The following is a 19108-nucleotide window of genomic DNA, read 5'->3' on the forward strand; positions in this document are numbered from 1 at the left end:
CCGAAAGGTGAACAGGATCTTCCGCTCCTGCCCGCATTCTTATGAAATCCACAGGTCAGCGGGGGCCTCGACGGACCGCCCTCAACCACTCTTTGTTCATGGCGGCGATCGACGGCAGCGGGATCCCCTTGGGGCAGGCGGTGGCGCACTCGCCGGTCAGGGTGCATCCTCCGAAGCCCTCGGCGTCCATCGTGGCGACCATGTCCAGGACCCGGGTCTCGCGCTCCGGCGACCCCTGCGGGAGCACGTTCAGGTGGTTGACCTTGGCGGAGGTGAAGAGCATCGCGGAGCCGTTGGGGCAGGCCGCCACGCACGCCCCGCAGCCGATGCACTCGGCGTGCTCGAAGGCGTAGTCGGCGTCGGGCTTGGGGACCGCCGTGGCGTGCGCCTCGGGGGCGGCGCCGGTCGGGGCGGTGATGTAGCCGCCGGCCTGGATGACCCGGTCGAGGGCCCCGCGGTCGACGACGAGGTCCTTGACGACGGGGAAGGCCGAGGCCCGCCAGGGTTCGACGTCGATGGTGTCGCCGTCGGCGAAGGAGCGCATGTGGAGCTGGCAGGTCGTGGTGCGCTCCGGCCCGTGGGCGTCGCCGTTGATGACGAGGCTGCACGCGCCGCAGATGCCCTCGCGGCAGTCGTGGTCGAAGGCGACCGGGTCCTCTCCGCTCAGGATGAGGTCCTCGTTGAGGGTGTCGAGCATTTCGAGGAAGGACATGCCCTCCGAGATGCCGTCGACCTCGTACGAGGCCATCGCGCCGGGGGCGGCGGCGTTCTGCTGGCGCCAGACGCGCAGGGTGAGCTTCATGCGTAGCTCCGCTGGGTGGGGTGGACGTACTCGAAGACGAGGTCTTCCTTGTGCAGGACGGGCGCGGCGCCGGTCCCGGTGTACTGCCAGGCTGCCGCGTACCCGAACTCCTCGTCGCGGCGGGCGGCTTCGCCGTCCGGGGTCTGGGACTCCTCGCGGAAGTGGCCGCCGCAGGATTCGGCGCGGTGGAGGGCGTCGAGGCACATCAGCTCGGCGAGCTCCAGGTAGTCGACGATGCGGTTGGCCTTCTCCAGCGACTGGTTGAACTCCTCGCCGCTGCCCGGCACCTTGATCCGCCGCCAGAACTCCTCGCGGATCTCCGGGATCCGGGCGAGTGCCTTGCGCAGGCCCTCCTCGGTCCGGGCCATCCCGCAGTACTCCCACATCAGTTCGCCGATCTCCCGGTGGAAGGAGTCGGGTGTGCGGTCCCCGTCGACGGCGAGCAGCTTGGCGAGGCAGTCGCGGGTCTCGCGGACGGCGGCCGCGGCCTCGGGGTGGGTGTCGTCGACGGTGTCCCGGTGCGGATGGCGGGCCAGGTAGTCGTTGATGGTGGAGGGAAGCACGAAGTAGCCGTCGCCGAGGCCCTGCATGAGCGCGGAGGCGCCCAGGCGGTTGGCGCCGTGGTCGGAGAAGTTGGCCTCGCCGATCGCGAACAGGCCGGGGACGGTGGTCTGGAGGTCGTAGTCGACCCACAGTCCGCCCATCGTGTAGTGCACGGCGGGATAGATCCGCATGGGGACCTCGTACGGGTTCTCCGCGGTGATCCGCTCGTACATGTCGAAGAGGTTGCCGTACTTCTCGGCGACCTTCTCCCGGCCCATGCGGCCGATGGCGTCGGCGAAGTCGAGGTAGACGCCCTGGCCGCCGGGGCCGACGCCGCGGCCCTCGTCGCAGACGTTCTTGGCGGCGCGGGAGGCGATGTCGCGGGGCACGAGGTTGCCGAAGGAGGGGTAGATCCGCTCCAGGTAGTAGTCGCGCTCCGCCTCCGGGATCTCGGCGGCGGGGCGGGTGTCGCCCTTGGCCTTGGGGACCCAGATGCGGCCGTCGTTGCGCAGCGACTCGCTCATCAGGGTGAGCTTGGACTGGTGGTCGCCGGTGCGCGGGATGCAGGTGGGGTGGATCTGGGTGAAGCAGGGGTTCGCGAAGTACGCGCCGCGCCGGTGGGCCCGCCAGACGGCCGTCGCGTTGGAGTTCATGGCGTTGGTGGAGAGGTAGAAGACGTTGCCGTAGCCACCGCTCGCGAGGACGACGGCGTCCGCGTAGTGGGTGTCGATCTTGCCGGTGACCAGGTCCCGGGCGACGATGCCGCGGGCCACGCCGTCGACGGTGATCAGGTCGAGCATCTCGGTGCGGGCGTGCATCTCGACGTTGCCGGCCGCGATCTGCCGCGAGAGCGCCTGGTAGGCGCCGAGCAGCAGCTGCTGTCCGGTCTGGCCGCGGGCGTAGAAGGTGCGGGAGACCTGCACGCCGCCGAAGGAGCGGGTGTCGAGGAGGCCGCCGTACTCGCGGGCGAAGGGGACGCCCTGGGCCACGCACTGGTCGATGATCTCGACGGAGATCTGGGCGAGGCGGTGGACGTTGGACTCGCGGGCGCGGAAGTCGCCGCCCTTGACGGTGTCGTAGAACAGCCGGTGGACGGAGTCGCCGTCGTTGCGGTAGTTCTTGGCCGCGTTGATGCCGCCCTGGGCGGCGATCGAGTGGGCGCGGCGCGGGGAGTCGGAGAAGCAGAACTGGACGACGTGGTAGCCCTGTTCGGCGAGGGTGGCGCCGGCGGCGCCGCCGGCCAGGCCGGTGCCGACGACGATGACGGTGTGCCCGCGCCGGTTGGCGGGGTTGACCAGCTTGGCCTCGAAGCGGCGGCGGTCCCAGCGCTCGGCGATGGGGCCTTCGGGGGCCTTGGCGTCGGCGATCGGATCCCCGGTGGTGTAGTCGGCGTAGTCGTTGCTCATGTCAGCTCACCACTCCGGTCATGACGGCGACGGGCACGGACACGAAGCCCGCGAAGAGGACGAGGGCGAGGGCGTTGGCGAGGAACTTCAGCGTCCTGTCCCGCCGGGCGTTGCCCGCGCCCAGGGTCTGGGCGGCGCTCCAGAAGCCGTGGCGGACGTGCAGTCCGAGGGCGGCCATCGCCACGAGGTAGATGGTGTTGCCGTACCAGGTGGAGAAGGTGGCGAGGACGTTCTCGTACGGATGCCCGGCCCAGGCCCGCTCGTTCACGGTGAGCGTGGTGAGGTCGAGCAGGTGCCAGACGATGAAGAGGGCGAGGATGATGCCGCCCCAGCGCATGGTGCGGGTGGCGTAGCTCGCGCGGCGGCGCTTGTGGACGTACTTCACCGGGCGCGCCTTGATGTCGCGGCGGCTGAGCTGGTAGGCACAGACCCCGTGCGCGACGACGGCGGCGAGCAGGGCCACCCGGACGATCCACAGGGCCCACTCGTGGTGCAGGAAGGGCGAGCCGAGGGTGCGGAGCCAGTGGGCGTAGCCGTTGAACTCGTCCGCCCCGAAGAAGATCTTGAGGTTGCCGAGCATGTGCACGACGAGGTAGCCGAGCATGATCAGGCCGGATACGGCCATCACGGACTTCTTGCCGACGGAGGAGTCCCAGAGCGTTCGCGTGGTGGACGGCCGTCGATCCGTCCGCGTTGCCAGAGCCATGACATTGACCGTAAGGACGAAGGTCCCGAAAGGTCCAAGACATGACGGAGCTGAAGTCGATAGGCCCTGCCTATGCAGGCTGGGTCGTCTCGGCCTAGCCTGGGGTGATGCAGTTCCAGCAGCTGGTCTACTTCGTCGCCGTCGCCGAGACCCGGCACTTCACGCGCGCGGCCGAGCGCGAACACGTGGCCCAGCCTTCCCTGTCGCAGCAGATCAAGGCGCTCGAACGGGAGCTGGGCGCCGAGCTCTTCAGCCGGGCGCGCGGGAACATCACGCTCACCGACGCCGGCGAGACCCTGCTGCCGCTGGCCCGGCGGATCCTCGCGGACGCGGACACGGCGCGGCTGGAGGTGCAGGAGCTGGCGCAGCTGCGGCGCGGCCGGATCCGGCTGGGGGCCACCCCGAGCCTGTGCACCGGCCTGCTGCCGGGCGTGCTCCGTGCCTTCCACACCGCCCATCCGGGGATCGAGCTGCTGATCGAGGAGAGCGGTTCGCTGGACCTCGTACGGGAGCTCGCGCGCGGCTCCCTGGACCTCGCGCTGATCGCCCTGCCGCTGCCCCCTTCGGCGCCGGCGCTGACCACGGTGGAGCTGCTGACGGAGGACCTGGTGGTGGTCTCCTCCGCGGCTCTGCCGCCTCCGGCGGGCGGCAGTTCGCTCACGGTGTCCGCGCTGCGCGACGAACCGATGGTCATGTTCCGGCACGGCTACGACCTGCGGGACCTGACGGTGGCGGCCTGCCGGGCGGAGGGCTTCGAGCCGGCGTTCACGGTGGAGGGCGGCGAGATGGACGCGGTACTGGGCTTCGTCCGCGCGGGGCTCGGCATCGCGGTGGTCCCGGCGATGGTCGTCGACCGCGCGGGCTCCGGCCTGCGCGCCACCCCCCTGGCGGGCTCCCCCCTGCGCCGCACGATCGCCCTGGCCCACCGCACGGACGTGGCACCCCCGCGCGCGGCCCGCGAACTGAAGCGCATCCTGCTGGGCTGAGGCCCGTCATCGGGCCCTGATTCGGCCGCCGCGGCCACGACCGTGGCGTCCACGAATCCGGCTCCGACTGCGGGTCCCAGACCATCACGACCTCTTGCCCGTGGAAGTCCCGGGCGAGCCCCTGCACCATCTCGACGGCGGCCCGCTGCGCCTCCTCCGGGGCCGCGCCGGAAGGGACGTGGGGCAGCCCGCCACACAGCGTTCCGCCGGGGTTCTCGCTGTGCACCCCGGTGCGCCAGCCGTTCATCCCCACGCCGCCCCGGCCTGCCAGGAGGATCAGGCCGGTGGGCATGCCGAAGGGCGGCCACCGCTTCTTGGCCTTCCGGTTCGTCCGGGCCGTGACGTCAGGGCCGGCGGACGGGCAGCGCCCGGTCCAGGCCGGCGGACAGGAGGGCGAAGGCGCGCTCCGCGTCGGCCACGGCCGCGGGGTGGGCCTCGTCGGCGCTCTGGCCGGCGTCGATGCGGCGCCAGTTCTCCCGGCCGAGCTCCTGACGGGCCGCCACCAGGTATCCGGCCGCCAGCCGGGCCGTGAGCGGATCCACCGCGTCGGCTTCGAGTACGGCGGCGAGCAACTCCACCTCGCGGGCCGTGTAGTGGGCCAGCCGGGAACGCAGGCTGGCGGTGCCGTAGAGCAGCCGCTCGAAGGCGAGCACGTTCGGGTGGTCGCAGAGCCCGGTGATCGGGTCCCGCTCGGCGAGCGCCGCCAGGAAGTGCGCGCGCACCGCCGCCACCGGGGTCTGCCCCGCGGCCCGGTCGCGCACGATGCGCGCCGCCTCGTCCTGATGGTCGGCGAAGCGGTCGAGGACCAGGTCCTCCTTGCTCGGGAAGTAGCGGAACAGCGTGGGCTTGGAGATCTCGGCAGCGGCCGCGACATCGGCCACCGAGACGGCGTCGAAGCCCCGCTCCAGGAAGAGCTCCAGCGCCGTGGCCGCCAGTTGTTGGCGCGTGCGGAGCTTCTTGTTCTCGCGCAGACCCCTCGTGTTCTCCATGCGTCCAGCCTAACACGAATGAGTGACCCAGTTAGTTTTGTAACCAGGTTGCTTTTTCTCTCGGGAGCCGCTTTCCTTGAGATACCGACGACGAGGGGACGTCTCATGACGAATGCAGTGGATGTACTGATCGTGGGCTCCGGCCCGACCGGTCTCACGCTCGCCTGCGACCTGGCCCGCCGCGGCATCGCGGTGCGGATCGTCGAGGGCTGCACGGGCCCGCACCGCGAGTCCCGGGGCAAGGGGCTCCAGCCGGACAGCCTCGCGCTCTTCGAGGAGCTCGGCGTGGCCGGATCCGTGCGGGGCAAGGGACGCGAAGGCGTGGTGCTGCGCAAGTACTTCGACGGGGAACCCGTCAAGGACACCGCCGTGGAGGGGGGCCTGCTCATCGGGCAGTGGCAGGTGGAGGAGACCCTGCGCGACCGGCTGGGCGAGCTGGGCGTGCGGGTCGCGTACGCGTCCCGGCTCGCCGGAATCACCCAGGACGCGGACGGCGTCCGCGCGCGGCTGGAGGACGGCACCGTGATCCGCGCCGGCTATCTGGCGGGGTGCGACGGCGGGCACAGCACCACCCGCGGACTCCTCGCGATCCCCTTCGAGGGGAGCGGGGAGCGGGAACCGGCGATGGTCCTCGGGGATGTCAGGGCGCCGGGGCTCAGCCGCGAGTTCTGGCACCAGTGGTTCACGTCGGACGGGGGCGGGATCCTGCTCTGCCCGATGCCGGGGACGGACACCTTCCAGCTGCAGGCCAGTCCCGAGACGGACGAGCGGGGCGAGGCACTGCCGCCCTCGCTGGAGAGCTTCCAGCGGCTCTTCGACCGGCACGCCCGGATGCCGGGAATACGGCTCACCGAGCCCACCTGGCTCTCCTCCTGGCGGGTCAACGTCCGCATGGCCACCCGGATACGCGAGGGCCGGGCCTTCCTCGCCGGGGACGCGGCGCACGTCCATCCCATAGCCGGCGGGCTCGGCATGAACACCGGCATCCAGGACGCCGCCGCCCTCGGCCGGACGCTGGCCGCCGTCCTCTCCGGGGCGGCCGGGGAGGAAGCGCTCGACGGGTACCAGGCGGAGCGGCTGCCGGTGGCCGCCCAGGTCCTGGCCGACACGGCTCGGCGCTACGAGCGGGTGGTGGCGGCCGTCCGCGAGCCGGGCCGGGGCACGGAGGCGGGCCTGGAGTGACCCCGGCCCCGCTCGCGGACCGTGCTCAGAGGGTGGGTACCGCGTCCGACAGGGACAGGGTGTGGATGCGGTCGGCGGTGCCCGGGCGGGCGTAGTACCAGCCCTGGGCCGTATCGCAGCCGAGGGCTCGGAGCTGGGCGGCCTGCGCGCCGGTCTCCACGCCTTCGACCGTGACGGCGAGTTCGAGACTGTGGGCCAGGGCGACGATGCCCTCCACGATCTTGACGTCGACCGGGTTGGCCGGGTGCTGCTGCATGCCCTTGGTGAAGGAGCGGTCCAGCTTCAGGACACTGACGGGCAGACGGCGGAGGTTGGCCAGGTTCGAGTAGCCGGTGCCGAAGTCGTCGAGGGCGATGTCCACGCCCAGGGCGGCGAGCCGGCGCAGCGGTTCGAGGAGTTCGTCGTCGGCGCCGATCAGGGCCGACTCGGTGACCTCCAGGCACAGCGTGCCGGGAGACAGGCCCGAGGACTCCAGGACGCGGATCGTGTCGGCGACGAGGCCGGGGTGGTGCAGTTGGGTCGGTGACAGGTTGACGTTGATCCGCAGGGTGGCGCCGCCCTGCTGGTGCTGCCAGGCGCGGGCCTGGCGGACGGACTCCTCCAGGACCCAGCGGCCGAGCGGCACGATCAGTCCGGTGCGTTCGGCGAGCGGGATGAACCGGTCCGGCCCGAGCACGCCGTGCTGCGGGTGCGACCAGCGCACCAGCGCCTCGGCGCCGTGCACGCTGCCGTCGTGCATGTGGACCAGCGGCTGGTACTCGATGAAGAACTCGCCGCGTTCCAGCGCTGCCGGGAGGGCGTTGGTCAGTCCGTGCCGGGTGATGGCGCGCGCGTCGGCAGCGGCGTCGGCGAACTCGAACCGGTTGCCGCCGGCCGCCTTGGCCCGGTACATGGTGATGTCGGCGCTGCGCAGCACCTCCGCGGGGGTGCGCTCGCGGGCCGGGCCCTCGACGATGCCGATGCTGCCCCGGACCGTCAGCTCGCGGCCTTCCAGCCGGATCGGGACCGAGAGGGCGGAGAGGATCCGGACGGCGAGTTCGGTGGCCTTCTCCTCGGTGTCGGGGCCGGTGGTCAGCGCCACGAACTCGTCGCCGCCGAGCCGTGCGACCACCTCGCCCGGTCCCGTCGCACAGCTCTGCAGGCGGTCGGCGACCTCCACCAGCAGCCGGTCGCCGGCCGAGTGGCCGAGGCTGTCGTTGACCGCCTTGAAGCCGTCGAGATCGAGGTAGCACAGGCCGAAGCGCGAACCGCCGGAGCCGCTCAGGGCCTTCTCCAGACGCTCGAAGAAGAGCGTCCGGTTGGGCAGGCCGGTCAGGGCGTCGTGGGTGGCCTCGTAGCGCAGGCGCAGGTTCAGCAGCCGGCGCTCGGTGGTGTCCTCCATCAGGGCCAGCTGGTACTGCGGGACGCCCTCGGCGTCGCGCAGCAGCGAGACCGTCAGGTTGGTCCACAGCACGGTCCCGTCGTGCCGGTAGTACGGCTTCTCGACGCGGTAGCTCTCGCGTTCGCCGCGCACGAGCTCCCCGTACATCCGCCAGACGTGCGGGGTGTCGTCGGGGTGGCTCCATTCGCTGACGTTGCGGCCGCGGACGTGCCCGTCCATGCCGCCGAACATCTGCAGCAGCGCGTCGTTGATCTCCAGGACGTTGCCCTCCAGGTCGGCGATGCCGATCCCGATGGCCGCGCCCTCGAAGACCGCCCGGAAGCGCTCCTCGCTTGCGTGCAGCGCCTGCTGGGCGTCGATGCGGGCGGTCAGCGCGGAACGGGCGATGGCCTCCTGCTCCTTGAGCGTGCGCTCGCGCAGCGCCCGGGCGAATCCGGCCGCGATGCCGTGCTGGAGCCGGGCGCAGCGGGACCGGTACTCCTCGGTTCCCTCGACGCTCTCGGCGTCGGGGCCGTCCGGGCCGCAGTACAGCACCAGGTAGGACTCGACGACGCCGAGCGTGCCGGCCAGGGCCTCCGGGTCGGTGCAGTGGACCGCGACGAGCTCCTCCCCGACCCGCTGGCCGACGGAGGAGTCGAAGGGGCGGGCGCGCAGGGCCTCGACGAGGGTGCGGGTGAGCGGTACGAGGTGGCGTTCGAACTCGCCGCGGGTGAGCGAGGTCGCGGTGACCGGGAAGATCGCCCTCCCCCAGATGGTCGCGAACCGCCCGATCCGGTCCTCCAGACCGCCCTGGGGCGCGGCCGGGTCGTCCGCCGTCTGCGTCGGCAGTCTCACGTCTTGCGTCCCACTCCTGCGAAGCCCGAGAAGGCATAGGGGTCTTCGTCCACGGCGTCGCCCTCTTGCCCACCGGTGGTGTCGGGCCGCCAGTCGGGCATGGACACCAGTCCGGGCTCGATCAGGCCGAAGCCGTCGAAGAAGCGCCGGATCTGCTCCGCGTCCCGCATGACGAGCGGGTTGCGGATCTCGCGGTAGACGCCGACGGTTCCGCTCGCGACCTCCTCCGAGAGCGGGATCCCCTCGTACGAGGCGTGCGTGAGGATCAGCAGGCTGCCGGGGGCGAGGGCGTCGCACAGCTGGGCGACGGCGGCGTAGGGCTCGTCCGAGTCCTCCAGGAAGTGCAGGACGGCGACCAGCATCAGGGCGACCGGGCGGCTCAGGTCGAGCCCCTGCGCGACCTCGGGGGCGGTCAGGATGTCCTGGGGCTTGCGCAGGTCGGCGGCGACGACCCCGGTCCGCTCGGTGCCGGCCAGGACGGCCTGGCTGTGGGCGACGGCCACCGGGTCGTGGTCGACGTAGACCACGCGTGCCTCGGGGCTGGCGGCCTGGGCGATCTCATGGACGTTGCCGAAGGTGGGGATGCCGGAGCCGATGTCGAGGAACTGCGTCACGCCCTCGGCGACGGCGTAGCGGACGGCACGGCGCATGAATGCCCGGTTCGCCTGCATGATCTTGGGCAGGCCCGGCATGAATTCCATGGCCCGACGGGCCGCCTGCCTGTCGACCTCGAAATTGTGGGACCCGCCCAGGTAGTAATCGTAGATGCGGGACACGCTCGGCACCGATATGTCGATGCCTTGCGGGGCCCAGGCGGGGCGCTCCATCGGGGTCTCCAAGCCTTGGTCTTGCAGCGGTCCGGACGGATCGGACTCCTGTCCGAGCCGAATGTACTGATCATTGCCCAACGGAGCGAGCGAAAGCGGAAATTGGCGATCCGTTCTTCGTCACACGCCAAAGGCCGAACGGTCGACGCCCGGAGAATGATCGAAACCGACAAATACCTTTTGGGAAAAGGTCGGTGACCGATCGCGCACGACGCGAATCTGGCTCAAACCTCCATAGCCAAAGCCTCACCCGTTCAGGCGAACGAAGGTCAACCTTCCCGCGCGCGAGCGCGCGCGACCCCATGATCCCCGGGTGAAAAGAGCCTCTTCCAGGCGCCTGCTGACAGTCCCGGTCCTCCTGTGGGCCGCCCTGTCCGCGACACCGGCCATGGCCGATAGCAGCGCATACGCGACGATCGACGCCGGCGACGGGGCGAGCGCCGTCAGGCAGGTCGTGTCCGCCTCGGGCGGCGCGACCGGGGGCATCCGAGGTGGCGGACGTCACGGCGACCAGGGCCGCCAGAGCGACCACGGCAACCGGGGCGGCCGGGGTGATCGCGGGAACCAGGGCGGCCCCGGCAACCACGGCAACCCGGGCAACCCCGGTCAAGGCCACGGACACGGCCACGGCCACGGCGGCCACCACGGCCACCCGCCCTGCCCGCCGCCGCCTCCCCCTCCGTGCCCGCCCAAGCCCACCCCGAAGCCCCCGCCCCCGCCCCCGCCACCCCCGAAGCCCCTGCCCATCCCGAAGCCCCCGCCCCCGCTTCCTCCGCCACCGCCCGCTCCGAAGCCGGTACCGAAACCCCCCGAGCCGGCCCCGCCCCCCGCGCGCCCGGCACCCGCTCCCCCGGCCCCCGAGCCGGCCCCGAGGCCGGTTCCGAAACCCGCCGCCGAGCCCCCCGCACTGCCGGCGCCGCCCCGGGCGATCCCCGCGGCCGCGCCCAGGAAGCCGGTCGCACGCCCCGCGTACCACGCGGCGGCCCGCAAGCCGGTGGAGCGCCACATCTCACCGGTGACCTTCACCTTGATGACCGCGGCCCCCGCGGTGCTCGCGATCGTCGCGCTGCGCCCGCGCTAGAGCCGCCGCATTCCACCCCGTAATCGATTGGGAGTCATCTTGTCGGAATGGCTCGTCCTGTCCCTCGCGATGGCCGCGGCGTGTGCCGTGGTGCTGTCCATCGCCTTCTTCAATCAGCGCCGGATCGGTGAGGACGACGATCCCAGCGAGACCCCGGACGTCATCGAGTACATGACGATGATGATCGGCGTCATCTACGCGATCGTGCTGGGCCTGGCGATCGCCGGCGTCTGGGAGGGCCGCGGGGCCGCCCAGGAATACGTGCGCCAGGAATCGCAGGCCCTGCACGAGATCAGCGTCCGCTCCGAGGTCTACCCGGCGGACGTGCGCAAGAAGATCAGATCCGACGTCGACGCCTACGTGACCTACGTCGTCGACACCGAATGGAAGGAGATGGCCGAGAACGGCGAGCTGACGGACCGCAGTGGGGAGCTGCTGGAACGTATCCGCCGCGATGTGACGGACTACGAACCGCAGACCGACCACGAGGGCCAGGCCTACCAGCCGCTCGTGGACCAGGTCGCCGTGGTCGACGACGCGCGCAACGCGCGCGGCCAGAGCGCCGGGGCCACCATGCCCGGGGTGGTCTGGTTCGGCCTGATCGCCGGGGCCCTGGTGACGGTGGGGCTGATCTTCACCCTCCAGATCAGGCGCTCCTTCCGGGAACTGCTGCTGGCCGGACTGTTCAGCGCACTGATCGCGTTCCTGCTGTTCCTCATCTGGGACTTCGACGCACCCTTCGGCCGGGGCATCGCCGCCACCGCCGAGCCGTTCCTCTCCCAGTTCCCGTATCTGGGCCTGGGCGACTGACACCGCGTCGCCCGCGGCCGGGCCCGGCGACCCCGGGACGGTGACCCGGCGACCCGACGACCCGGCGACCCGACGGCGGTGACCTGGCGGCGGCAAACCGGGGACGGGCCTCCCGTCCCCGGTTCGGCCTACCGCCATGCCCCATTCGCCCGTTCCTGATCGCGGGTCACCGCGCCCGGACCTAGCGTGGCGGACATCGAGGCGCACGACCCCCCACGTGCGGAAACCGTTCCGCGGCTGCTCCTCGGGGATCCGGAGACTCCACCATGGGCGCGATACCCACCTCCCCCACAGCCCTGTTGGGCGCCGCCGCGGCGGGCGCCCTCCTGATGTTCGGCGCGGCGGCCGCGCCCGCCGCGCGCGCGGCCGAGGCCGCGCCCATCACCTCGTTCGGTTTCGCCATCGCCCCCTCGACGGTCGCCCCCGGCGGCCAGGTGGTGCTGTCCGTCACCGGCTGCAACGCCGCCTTCGCCACCGTCTCCTCCGGCGTCTTCGACACCGTGAGCATCGACCGGGGCAAGACCGCACGGGTCACCGTGGACCGGGACGCGCGGCGCGGAGCCCAGTACTCCGTCTCCTTCACCTGCGCCGGCGAGACCGGCTCGGCGGACCTCACGATCACCGGCGGCACCGGCAGGCCCACGACCAGTTCCACCGTCGGTGCCCGCAAGAGCCCGAGCGCGGTCGCCGGTACGAGTACGGGTACCAGCGCCGGCACCGGTACGGGCGCTTCGCGCCCCGCCACCCTCGGCGTCCGCGGAGGCCTCGGCGGCAGCATCGCCGGGCTCGATCCCCTGGAACTCGGCGCCGGCGCGGGGCTCGTCCTCGGCGGGCTGGTCGGTCTCGGCTACGCCCTGCGCCGCCGGGACATCCGCCGCATCCACTGACCGCGCGGCACCGCCGGCGCACCCCATCTGCCCCAACCTGCCCCCAGCTGGGCCCCCTCCCGCTCGATCTCTCCGGAAACGCCGGTCGCCCCGTGTCCTGGCCAGGACACGGGGCGACCGGCGGTTGTCCGGGCCGACCGGGGAGGTCGGCCGGTCAGGCCCGGCCGCGGATCGGGCGCCGGCGGCGCATCACGTGGGCGCCGGCACCGAGGGCCGCCGCACCGACGAGGCTCGCGCCGATGGCGGTCTCGGCGGTGGACGGGCCGAGGGAGCCGCCGAGGCCTCCCTGTGCGCCGCGGCCGTCCAGGATCGTGAAGCGGTGCGTGGCGACCAGGCTGTTGTCGTGGCACTTGACCGACAGCGTGTGGTGCCCGGGCGAGGCGTGGTTGAAGATCCGGACGGTCGCGAAGCCGATGGAGCCGGCCGACAGGTTCGTCTGCGGAAAGTTGCCGTGCGAGAAGACGATGCCGCCGTGGCCGCAGCCGGCCGCGCTGACCTGCATCGTGGAGCCCTGGTGCACGGAGTACGGGTTGACCGTGACATTGCTGGGCCCGCCGTTTCCTCCCGAGGGCGGACCGCCCGCGGGGTTCGCGGAGGCGAAGGGGGCACTGAGGGCGATGGCGGCGCAAGTGGCCGCCGCGGTCACGGTAAGAGCGCGGAGAACACGCATGGTGGAACCTCCAGCGGGAAGCGCCCCGGAGCGGTGGCCCGGGCAGATCGACGAGAACGCCTCCCATCACGAACCCTCGGCTCGGTCCGCAACCAGCGCATTTCCGCCTTTGGGCCGCAAGGTTGAGCGACACGCCGATGCGCGGACGCGTTCGCTGACGGATCCGCAGGTCACGACCCGTCAGGCATTTATGTGACGATTACCTGGATGGGCGCACCCCTTCCGGCCCCACCACCCGTTCGCCCTTCCCCGATCGCCGTCCCGCACGCACCGCCTTAGCGTGCGTGAAGTAGGGCGTGAAGGGGTGGGACAGGAACGCGGGTCGGGACCCCCGCGTCGGGAAGGGAGAACCATGCTCGAGGACGAGAGTGAGAGGCCGCCGAGGAGACGCTCCCCCTGGGGTGCGATCGCGCTGGTCATGCTCACCGGCCTCGCCATGATGCGCAACGGAGCCGAGGCCGGCGACGGACCCCCGCAGCCGGCCGCGGCCGCGGCGGTGAGCGCACCGGCCGGGACGGCGGTCGGGCCGGAGGCCCACCAGGCGCCCGGCGAGCCGCCCGTGCCGCCGCCGGACATGGAGGTGCTGGGCCACTCGTCGGTCCAGCGCATCCGGATCCCGTCGATCAGCGTGGACGCACCGGTGATGACGGTCGGGCTGGACGCGCAGGGATGGATCGACGCGCCGCCCCCGCAGGACAAGAACCTGGCCGGCTGGTACCTCAACGGCATCTCGCCCGGCCAGCAGGGTTCGTCGGTGATCGTGGGCCACGTGGACAACGCGCAGGGCCCCGCGGTCTTCTACGGGCTGGGCTCGGTCCAGAAGGGCAGCCGCATCGAGGTGGCGCGCTACGACGGCCGCACGGCGGTGTTCGAGGTGTACGGCGTGGAGGTCTTCTCCAAGAACACCTTCCCCGGATCCCGGGTGTACGGGGACACCGGACACCCGGAGCTCCGGGTGATCACCTGTGGCGGCGGCTACTCGAAGGGGCGCGGCTACGACGGCAACGTCGTCGTGTTCGCGCGGATGGTGGAGGCCCGCTGACCGGCCCACCCCGCGCGGCGGCGGACCGTGCCGCCGCCGCACGGGGTCCGGCCCCTCAGCGCGGCGGCAGCTCCGGCAGCGTCATCCGGAATCCCCGTCCGAGCAGTTGCGGCAGGTAGCTCGCCAGCGCCTGCACGCTCTGCGAGCGGTTGCCGCCCGCGTCGTGGTTCAGCACGATCACCCCGGGCGCGGCCTGCTTGAGGACCCGCGACACGATCGCGGTGGTGCCCGGCTCCTTCCAGTCCAGGGTGTCCACGGTCCAGGCGAGCGGTTCCATGCCGAGCTCCGCGCCGATCTCGAAGGCGGCCCGGTTCCACGCCCCGTAGGGCGCCCGGAACCACTGCGGAGCGGTGCCGACGGCCTTCTGTACGACCTCGCTCGTGCGGCCGATCTCGGAGGCCATCGCCGGCCTGCTGATCTTGGTGAGCTGCGGATGGGTCCAGGTGTGATTGCCGATGACGTGTCCCTCGGCCACCATCCTGCGCAGCAGGTCCTGGTTCTCCACCGCCATCTCCCCGCAGACGAAGAACATGCCCCGGACGCCGTGGCGCGCGAGGGTGTCCAGGATGCCCGGGGTGTAGCGGGGGTCGGGGCCGTCGTCGAAGGTGAGGGTCATGGCGCTCGCCGACCCGCTTCCTCCTTGGGCGCCGGCGGGCAGTTCCAGGATCGGCCGGGTCCGTACGGCGGGCTGCGCCGCGGGCACGCGCTCCGGGACCCCTTCGGAGGTCATCGGCTCGAGCCGGTACGGGGATCCGCGCGGGAACTGCGGCACGCCGCCGGGGGCTCCGGTGAGGGGGCCGGGCCCCGCGGCCCCGCCGGGTGCCGCCCCGGGGCCGGCGCCCGCGGCGGGGGTCCCCGCGCCCGATGTCGGCAGATCGGTTTCGCCGCCCGTCAGCAGCCCGGCGGCGGCGGCGACTCCGAGGAAGACGGCGGAGCGCAGGAGCACGCGTCGCCCTACTGTCGGCTCGTCATTTTTCATTACTACTACGTATCAACGACATCGCCGCAGATGTCGAGGGGCACGGACGCGGCCCCCACCGCTCACCCGGTCGGAGCAGTCCTGCCGGTCACCCCCGCCTCACCAGCGGGAACGGCAGCGTCTCCCGGATCGTCAGACCCGTGAGGAACATGACGAGGCGGTCGACGCCGATGCCCAGCCCGCCGGTCGGCGGCATCGCGTACTCCAGGGCGTCCAGGAAGTCGTTGTCGAGCTCCATCGCCTCCGGATCCCCGCCCGCCGCCAGCAGCGACTGCGCGGTCAGCCTGCGCCGCTGCTCGACGGGGTCGGTGAGTTCCGAGTAGGCGGTGCCCAGTTCGGTGCCGAAGGCCACCAGGTCCCAGCGCTCCGCGAGCCTGGGGTCCTTGCGGTGCTGCCGGGTCAGCGGGGAGACGTCGGTCGGGAAGTCCTTGTAGAAGGTGGGCAGCTTGGTCCGCTCCTCGACCAGTCGCTCGTACATCTCCAGGACCACGTCGCCCCGGGTGTTGTCGGGCGTGTGCGGCACGGCCGCGCGGTCGCACAGCCGCCGCAGGACGTGCTCCTCGGTGTCGGCGTCGACCTCCTCGCCCAGTGCCTCGCTGATCGCCCCGTACATCGTCTTGACCGGCCAGGGTCCGGAGATGTCGTGGACGACGAGCTTTCCGTCCGGTCCGGCCTTGTGCGCGATCGGCGAGCCGTAGGCGGCCGTGGCGGCGCCCTGGATGAGCTCGCGGGTCAGGTCGAGCATCACGTCGTAGTCGGCGAAGGCCTGGTAGGCCTCCAGCATCGTGAACTCGGGGTTGTGCTTGTAGGAGACGCCCTCGTTGCGGAAGGTGCGGCCCATCTCGAAGACCTTCTCCATGCCGCCCACGCACAGCCGCTTCAGGTACAGCTCGGGTGCGATGCGCAGGTACAGGTCGAGGTCGTAGGCGTTGATGTGGGTGCGGAACGGGCGGGCGTTGGCCCCGCCGTGGATCTGCTGGAGCATCGGGGTCTCGACCTCCAGGTAGCCCCGGTCCAGCAGTCCCTGCCGCAGGGCCTGCACGGCGCTGGAGCGGGCCCGTACGACGTCGCGCGCCTCGGGGCTGGCGACCAGGTCGAGGTAGCGCTGGCGGACCTTGGCCTCGGGGTCGGCGAGGCCCTTGCGCTTGTCGGGCAGCGGGCGCAGGCACTTGCCGGTGAGCTGCCAGGAGTCGACGACCACGGACAGTTCGCCGCCCTTGGAGGCTCCGACCTCGCCGCTCGCGACCACGTGGTCGCCGAAGTCCACCTGGGAGGTGAAGGAGTCGAGCACGGCGGCGCCCGCCTCGTCCCGGGTGAACATCAGCTGGATGTCCCCGGACCAGTCGCGCAGCACCGCGAACACCACGCCGCCGAGGTCGCGTACGACCATCACGCGTCCGGCGACGGTGACGGGCGAGCCGGTGCGGGTGCCGGGCGGGTAGCCGGGGTGCGCGGCCTTGAGCTCGGCGACGGTGTGGGTGCGCTGCGGGATGCCGACGGGGTACGGGTCGGTGCCGGCGGCCCGGATCCGCTCCAGCTTGTCGTGCCGGACCCGGACCTGTTCGGGCTGCCGCTCGGCCCGTGCGGCACCACCGTCCTCCTCCCCTACGGATTCCAGCCCGAGGGACTCGATGGGAGGCAGGCCCGCGGTGGTGGCGGGGGCGGTGAGCCCGCGCGGGTGGCCGTTGCCCCACAGGGTGCGCATGCTCGGCACGGAGACGAACCCCTCGGCGATGCCGGAGGCGAGGCTGACCCGGGCGAGCGAGCCGGCGTCCTGGAAACAGAGGAACCGCGGGTACCACTCGGGGCCGTACTTGACGTTCGAACGGTACAGCGCCTCCAGCTGCCACCAGCGGGAGAAGAAGAGCAGCAGCTTGCGCCACACCTTGAGGACGGGACCCGCACCGATCCGGCCGCCCTCCTCGAAGGCGGAGCGGAAGACCGCGAAGTTGAGGGAGATGCGGCGCACGCCCAGGCCCGGGGCGGCCGCGCAGAGCTCGGCGACCATGAACTCCATGACCCCGTTGGGGGCGGCCCGGTCGCGGCGCATCAGGTCGAGGGAGATGCCGTCCTTGCCCCAGGGCACGAAGGACAGCAGGGCGATCAGCTCGCCCTTGTCGTCGAAGGCCTCCACGAGCAGGCAGTCCCCGTCGGCGGAGTCCCCCAGCCGGTCCAGGGCCATGGAGAAGCCGCGTTCGGTCTCCGTGTCGCGCCACTTGTCGGCCCGGTCCACGATCATCTGCATCTCGTCCTCGGAGAGGGCGGAGTGGCGGCGGATGACGGTACTGGCCCCGGTGCGCTTGACGCGGTTGACGGCCTGGCGGGTGACGCGCATGTCGCGGCCGTCGAGGTCGAAGTGGGCGACGTGCAGGATGGCCTCGTCGCCGAGCTGGAGGGCGCCGAGTCCGGAGCGGGCGTAGGCGGTCGCGCCGTCCTCGGAGGCGCCCATGACAGCGGGCTGCCAGCCGTAGCGCCGGGCGACGGCGAGCCAGGCGTCGATGGCGGGGGTCCACGCGGCCGGGTCGCCGACGGGGTCGCCGCTGCCGAGGCAGACGCCGGCCTCGACCCGGTAGGTGACGGCGGCCTTGCCGTTCGGGGCGAACACGACGGCCTTGTCCCGCCGGGTGGCGAAGTAGCCGAGGGAGTCGTTGCGCCCGTAGGCGCCCAGCAGCGCCCGGATGCGGGGCTCCTCGTCCCCGTGCAGGGCGGCGGTCAGCCGCTGGGAGCGGAAGAGGGTGGCGGCGGCGTTCAGCAGGGCGAGGGCGCCAAAGAGGCCGAGCAGGAAGTACAGGGGCCTCGCCGGGTGGCCGTCGAACTGCCGGGCCGAGAACAGCCCGCCGAAGACCTGCTTGGCGGACCAGTCCAGCCACTGCCCCTTGGGCAGGGTGCCCGGGAACAGCGCGACCAGGCCCCAGCCGAGGAAGACGGCCGCGAGCAGGCCGAGGCCGAGCACGAGCATGGCCCGCCACAGGGCCCCCGGCCGGGAGGCGGCGTTGAACTCCTTGCGCGCGGCGATCAGGATCGCGAGGGCGGCGACCGCGAGGGCCATGGAGGAGAAGCCCACCCAGTAGTCCTCGGCGGCGATGGTCAGTACGTCGACCAGGACCAGCAGGGCCAAATAGGTGACGACGATCCACCAGGCGATCTTCTTGCGCATGCCGAGTGCGGCGGCGAGGAGGAAGAGGAAGACGGCGTAGGCGAGGTTGGCGCTGACCGGCACGACGACGGCGTCGAGGAAGCGCACGACGGGCCGCAGCAGGCGGCGCAGCGCCGGGGAGAGGGCCAGCAGGGCGCAGAGCAGCCCGAGCGTTCCGAAGAACGCTCCGAAGGCGTCGGGCACCCGGTTCAGGAAGTGGCTGCGGCTGCCGCGCGTCCCGCGCGTCTCCTCCACGGTGGCACTCATGGTTCGCACTGTAGGGAGGGCCGCGCGGCTTCGCGCGGTGAGCGGGTCTAGCCTCGGAAGGGTGACGGAGCACGCGGGTACGGGATTCGAGCGCGGTACGGACGGGCCGAAGGTGATCCTCGCCGGAGTGGACGGCTCGCAGTCCTCGCTCCGCGCGGCCGCCTACGCGGCGGGGCTGGCCCGGCGCCAGAACGCGCTGCTGGCGCTGGTGTACGTCCAGCCGGTGATGCCGGCCGGGGCCTCGCTGGGAGCTCCGGTGTCCGAGGCCACCGAGGAGATCGCGGAGGGGCTGGTGGCCGAGATCCGCGAGTCCGCGGAGCGGCTGAAGGGCGTCTACGACGTCCGCTGGCAGTTCCACACCTTCCGCGGGGATCCGTACGCGGGGCTGGTGAGCGCGGCGGAGGAGCTGACGGCGGACGCGGTGGTGGTCGGGGCCTCGGAGCAGGCCGGGCACCGGATCGTGGGCTCGGTGGCGATCCGCCTGGTGAAGGCCGGGCGCTGGCCGGTCACCGTCGTTCCCTGATCCTTCGCCCCTGCAACTCGATCTCTGTAGACGTCGGGCACGGGCATGGCCTATCTT

At 72.0% G+C, this 19108-nt stretch carries 15 protein-coding genes; 6 read left to right on the forward strand and 9 right to left on the reverse strand.

Annotation, left to right across the window (positions count from 1 at the left end):
- Positions 1-55: 55 nt before the first annotated feature.
- The 3 genes from AC3IX6_RS03580 to AC3IX6_RS03590 are packed head-to-tail and all read right to left on the reverse strand — an operon-like array spanning position 56 to position 3457.
- A complete protein-coding gene (locus tag AC3IX6_RS03580) occupies positions 56-802 on the reverse strand; it encodes a succinate dehydrogenase/fumarate reductase iron-sulfur subunit (RefSeq protein ID WP_489368745.1) in 747 nt (248 codons plus the stop codon).
- On the reverse strand, positions 799-2751 hold the full coding sequence (locus AC3IX6_RS03585; protein ID WP_489368746.1) for a fumarate reductase/succinate dehydrogenase flavoprotein subunit: 1953 nt from the start codon (positions 2749-2751) through the stop codon (positions 799-801). Before AC3IX6_RS03585 ends, AC3IX6_RS03580 begins: the two co-directional genes overlap by 4 nt.
- 1 nt (position 2752) lies before the next feature.
- Positions 2753-3457 (reverse strand): succinate dehydrogenase cytochrome b subunit, encoded by a 705-nt coding sequence (locus AC3IX6_RS03590; protein WP_489368747.1) that lies wholly within the window; start codon positions 3455-3457, stop codon positions 2753-2755.
- Positions 3458-3564: 107 nt separating this feature from the next.
- On the opposite strand from AC3IX6_RS03590, the gene AC3IX6_RS03595 reads away from it, so the two are divergent.
- Complete coding sequence (locus AC3IX6_RS03595; RefSeq protein WP_489368748.1) at positions 3565-4443, forward strand: LysR family transcriptional regulator; 879 nt, start codon at positions 3565-3567, stop codon at positions 4441-4443.
- A gap of 344 nt (positions 4444-4787) precedes the next feature.
- Here AC3IX6_RS03595 and AC3IX6_RS03600 read toward each other — a convergent pair whose 3' ends face one another.
- The gene (locus AC3IX6_RS03600) at positions 4788-5432 is read right to left on the reverse strand and encodes a TetR/AcrR family transcriptional regulator (RefSeq protein WP_489368749.1); all 645 of its coding nucleotides are present in this window, start codon (positions 5430-5432) and stop codon (positions 4788-4790) included.
- Between the two features lie 105 nt (positions 5433-5537).
- Between AC3IX6_RS03600 and AC3IX6_RS03605 the strand changes: the two genes are divergently transcribed.
- Positions 5538-6614, forward strand: a complete 1077-nt coding sequence (locus AC3IX6_RS03605; protein WP_489368750.1) for an FAD-dependent monooxygenase — start codon at positions 5538-5540, stop codon at positions 6612-6614.
- A gap of 25 nt (positions 6615-6639) precedes the next feature.
- On the opposite strand, the gene AC3IX6_RS03610 is transcribed toward AC3IX6_RS03605, so the two are convergent.
- Both AC3IX6_RS03610 and AC3IX6_RS03615 read right to left on the reverse strand, forming a co-directional pair.
- On the reverse strand, positions 6640-8829 hold the full coding sequence (locus AC3IX6_RS03610) for a putative bifunctional diguanylate cyclase/phosphodiesterase (protein ID WP_489368751.1): 2190 nt from the start codon (positions 8827-8829) through the stop codon (positions 6640-6642).
- Positions 8826-9656, reverse strand: coding sequence for an SAM-dependent methyltransferase (locus AC3IX6_RS03615; protein WP_489368753.1), 831 nt, complete (start codon positions 9654-9656; stop codon positions 8826-8828). The genes AC3IX6_RS03610 and AC3IX6_RS03615 overlap by 4 nt, the downstream gene beginning before the upstream one ends.
- A 1120-nt stretch (positions 9657-10776) precedes the next feature.
- Here AC3IX6_RS03615 and AC3IX6_RS03620 point away from each other — a divergent pair.
- Entirely contained in the window at positions 10777-11547 is a 771-nt protein-coding gene (locus AC3IX6_RS03620; protein WP_489368754.1) for a bestrophin-like domain, read from the forward strand.
- Between the two features lie 266 nt (positions 11548-11813).
- Positions 11814-12434: a hypothetical protein gene (locus tag AC3IX6_RS03625; RefSeq protein ID WP_489368756.1), complete on the forward strand. Its 621-nt coding sequence runs from the start codon at positions 11814-11816 to the stop codon at positions 12432-12434.
- A gap of 154 nt (positions 12435-12588) precedes the next feature.
- Here AC3IX6_RS03625 and AC3IX6_RS03630 read toward each other — a convergent pair whose 3' ends face one another.
- Positions 12589-13104, reverse strand: a complete 516-nt coding sequence (locus AC3IX6_RS03630) for a hypothetical protein (RefSeq protein WP_407836024.1) — start codon at positions 13102-13104, stop codon at positions 12589-12591.
- A 352-nt stretch (positions 13105-13456) separates the two neighbouring features.
- Between AC3IX6_RS03630 and AC3IX6_RS03635 the strand changes: the two genes are divergently transcribed.
- The gene (locus AC3IX6_RS03635) at positions 13457-14146 is read left to right on the forward strand and encodes a class F sortase (protein ID WP_489368757.1); all 690 of its coding nucleotides are present in this window, start codon (positions 13457-13459) and stop codon (positions 14144-14146) included.
- A gap of 55 nt (positions 14147-14201) precedes the next feature.
- Here the strand turns inward: AC3IX6_RS03635 and AC3IX6_RS03640 are convergent, their stop codons facing one another.
- The gene (locus AC3IX6_RS03640; RefSeq protein WP_489368759.1) at positions 14202-15125 is read right to left on the reverse strand and encodes a polysaccharide deacetylase family protein; all 924 of its coding nucleotides are present in this window, start codon (positions 15123-15125) and stop codon (positions 14202-14204) included.
- A gap of 88 nt (positions 15126-15213) precedes the next feature.
- Positions 15214-18528, reverse strand: coding sequence for a bifunctional lysylphosphatidylglycerol synthetase/lysine--tRNA ligase LysX (lysX, locus tag AC3IX6_RS03645; protein ID WP_489368761.1), 3315 nt, complete (start codon positions 18526-18528; stop codon positions 15214-15216).
- Between the two features lie 61 nt (positions 18529-18589).
- On the opposite strand from lysX, the gene AC3IX6_RS03650 reads away from it, so the two are divergent.
- The gene (locus tag AC3IX6_RS03650; protein WP_489368762.1) at positions 18590-19051 is read left to right on the forward strand and encodes a universal stress protein; all 462 of its coding nucleotides are present in this window, start codon (positions 18590-18592) and stop codon (positions 19049-19051) included.
- Positions 19052-19108: the final 57 nt, after the last annotated feature.

This window comes from Streptomyces sp. GL_141 (assembly GCF_057834385.1).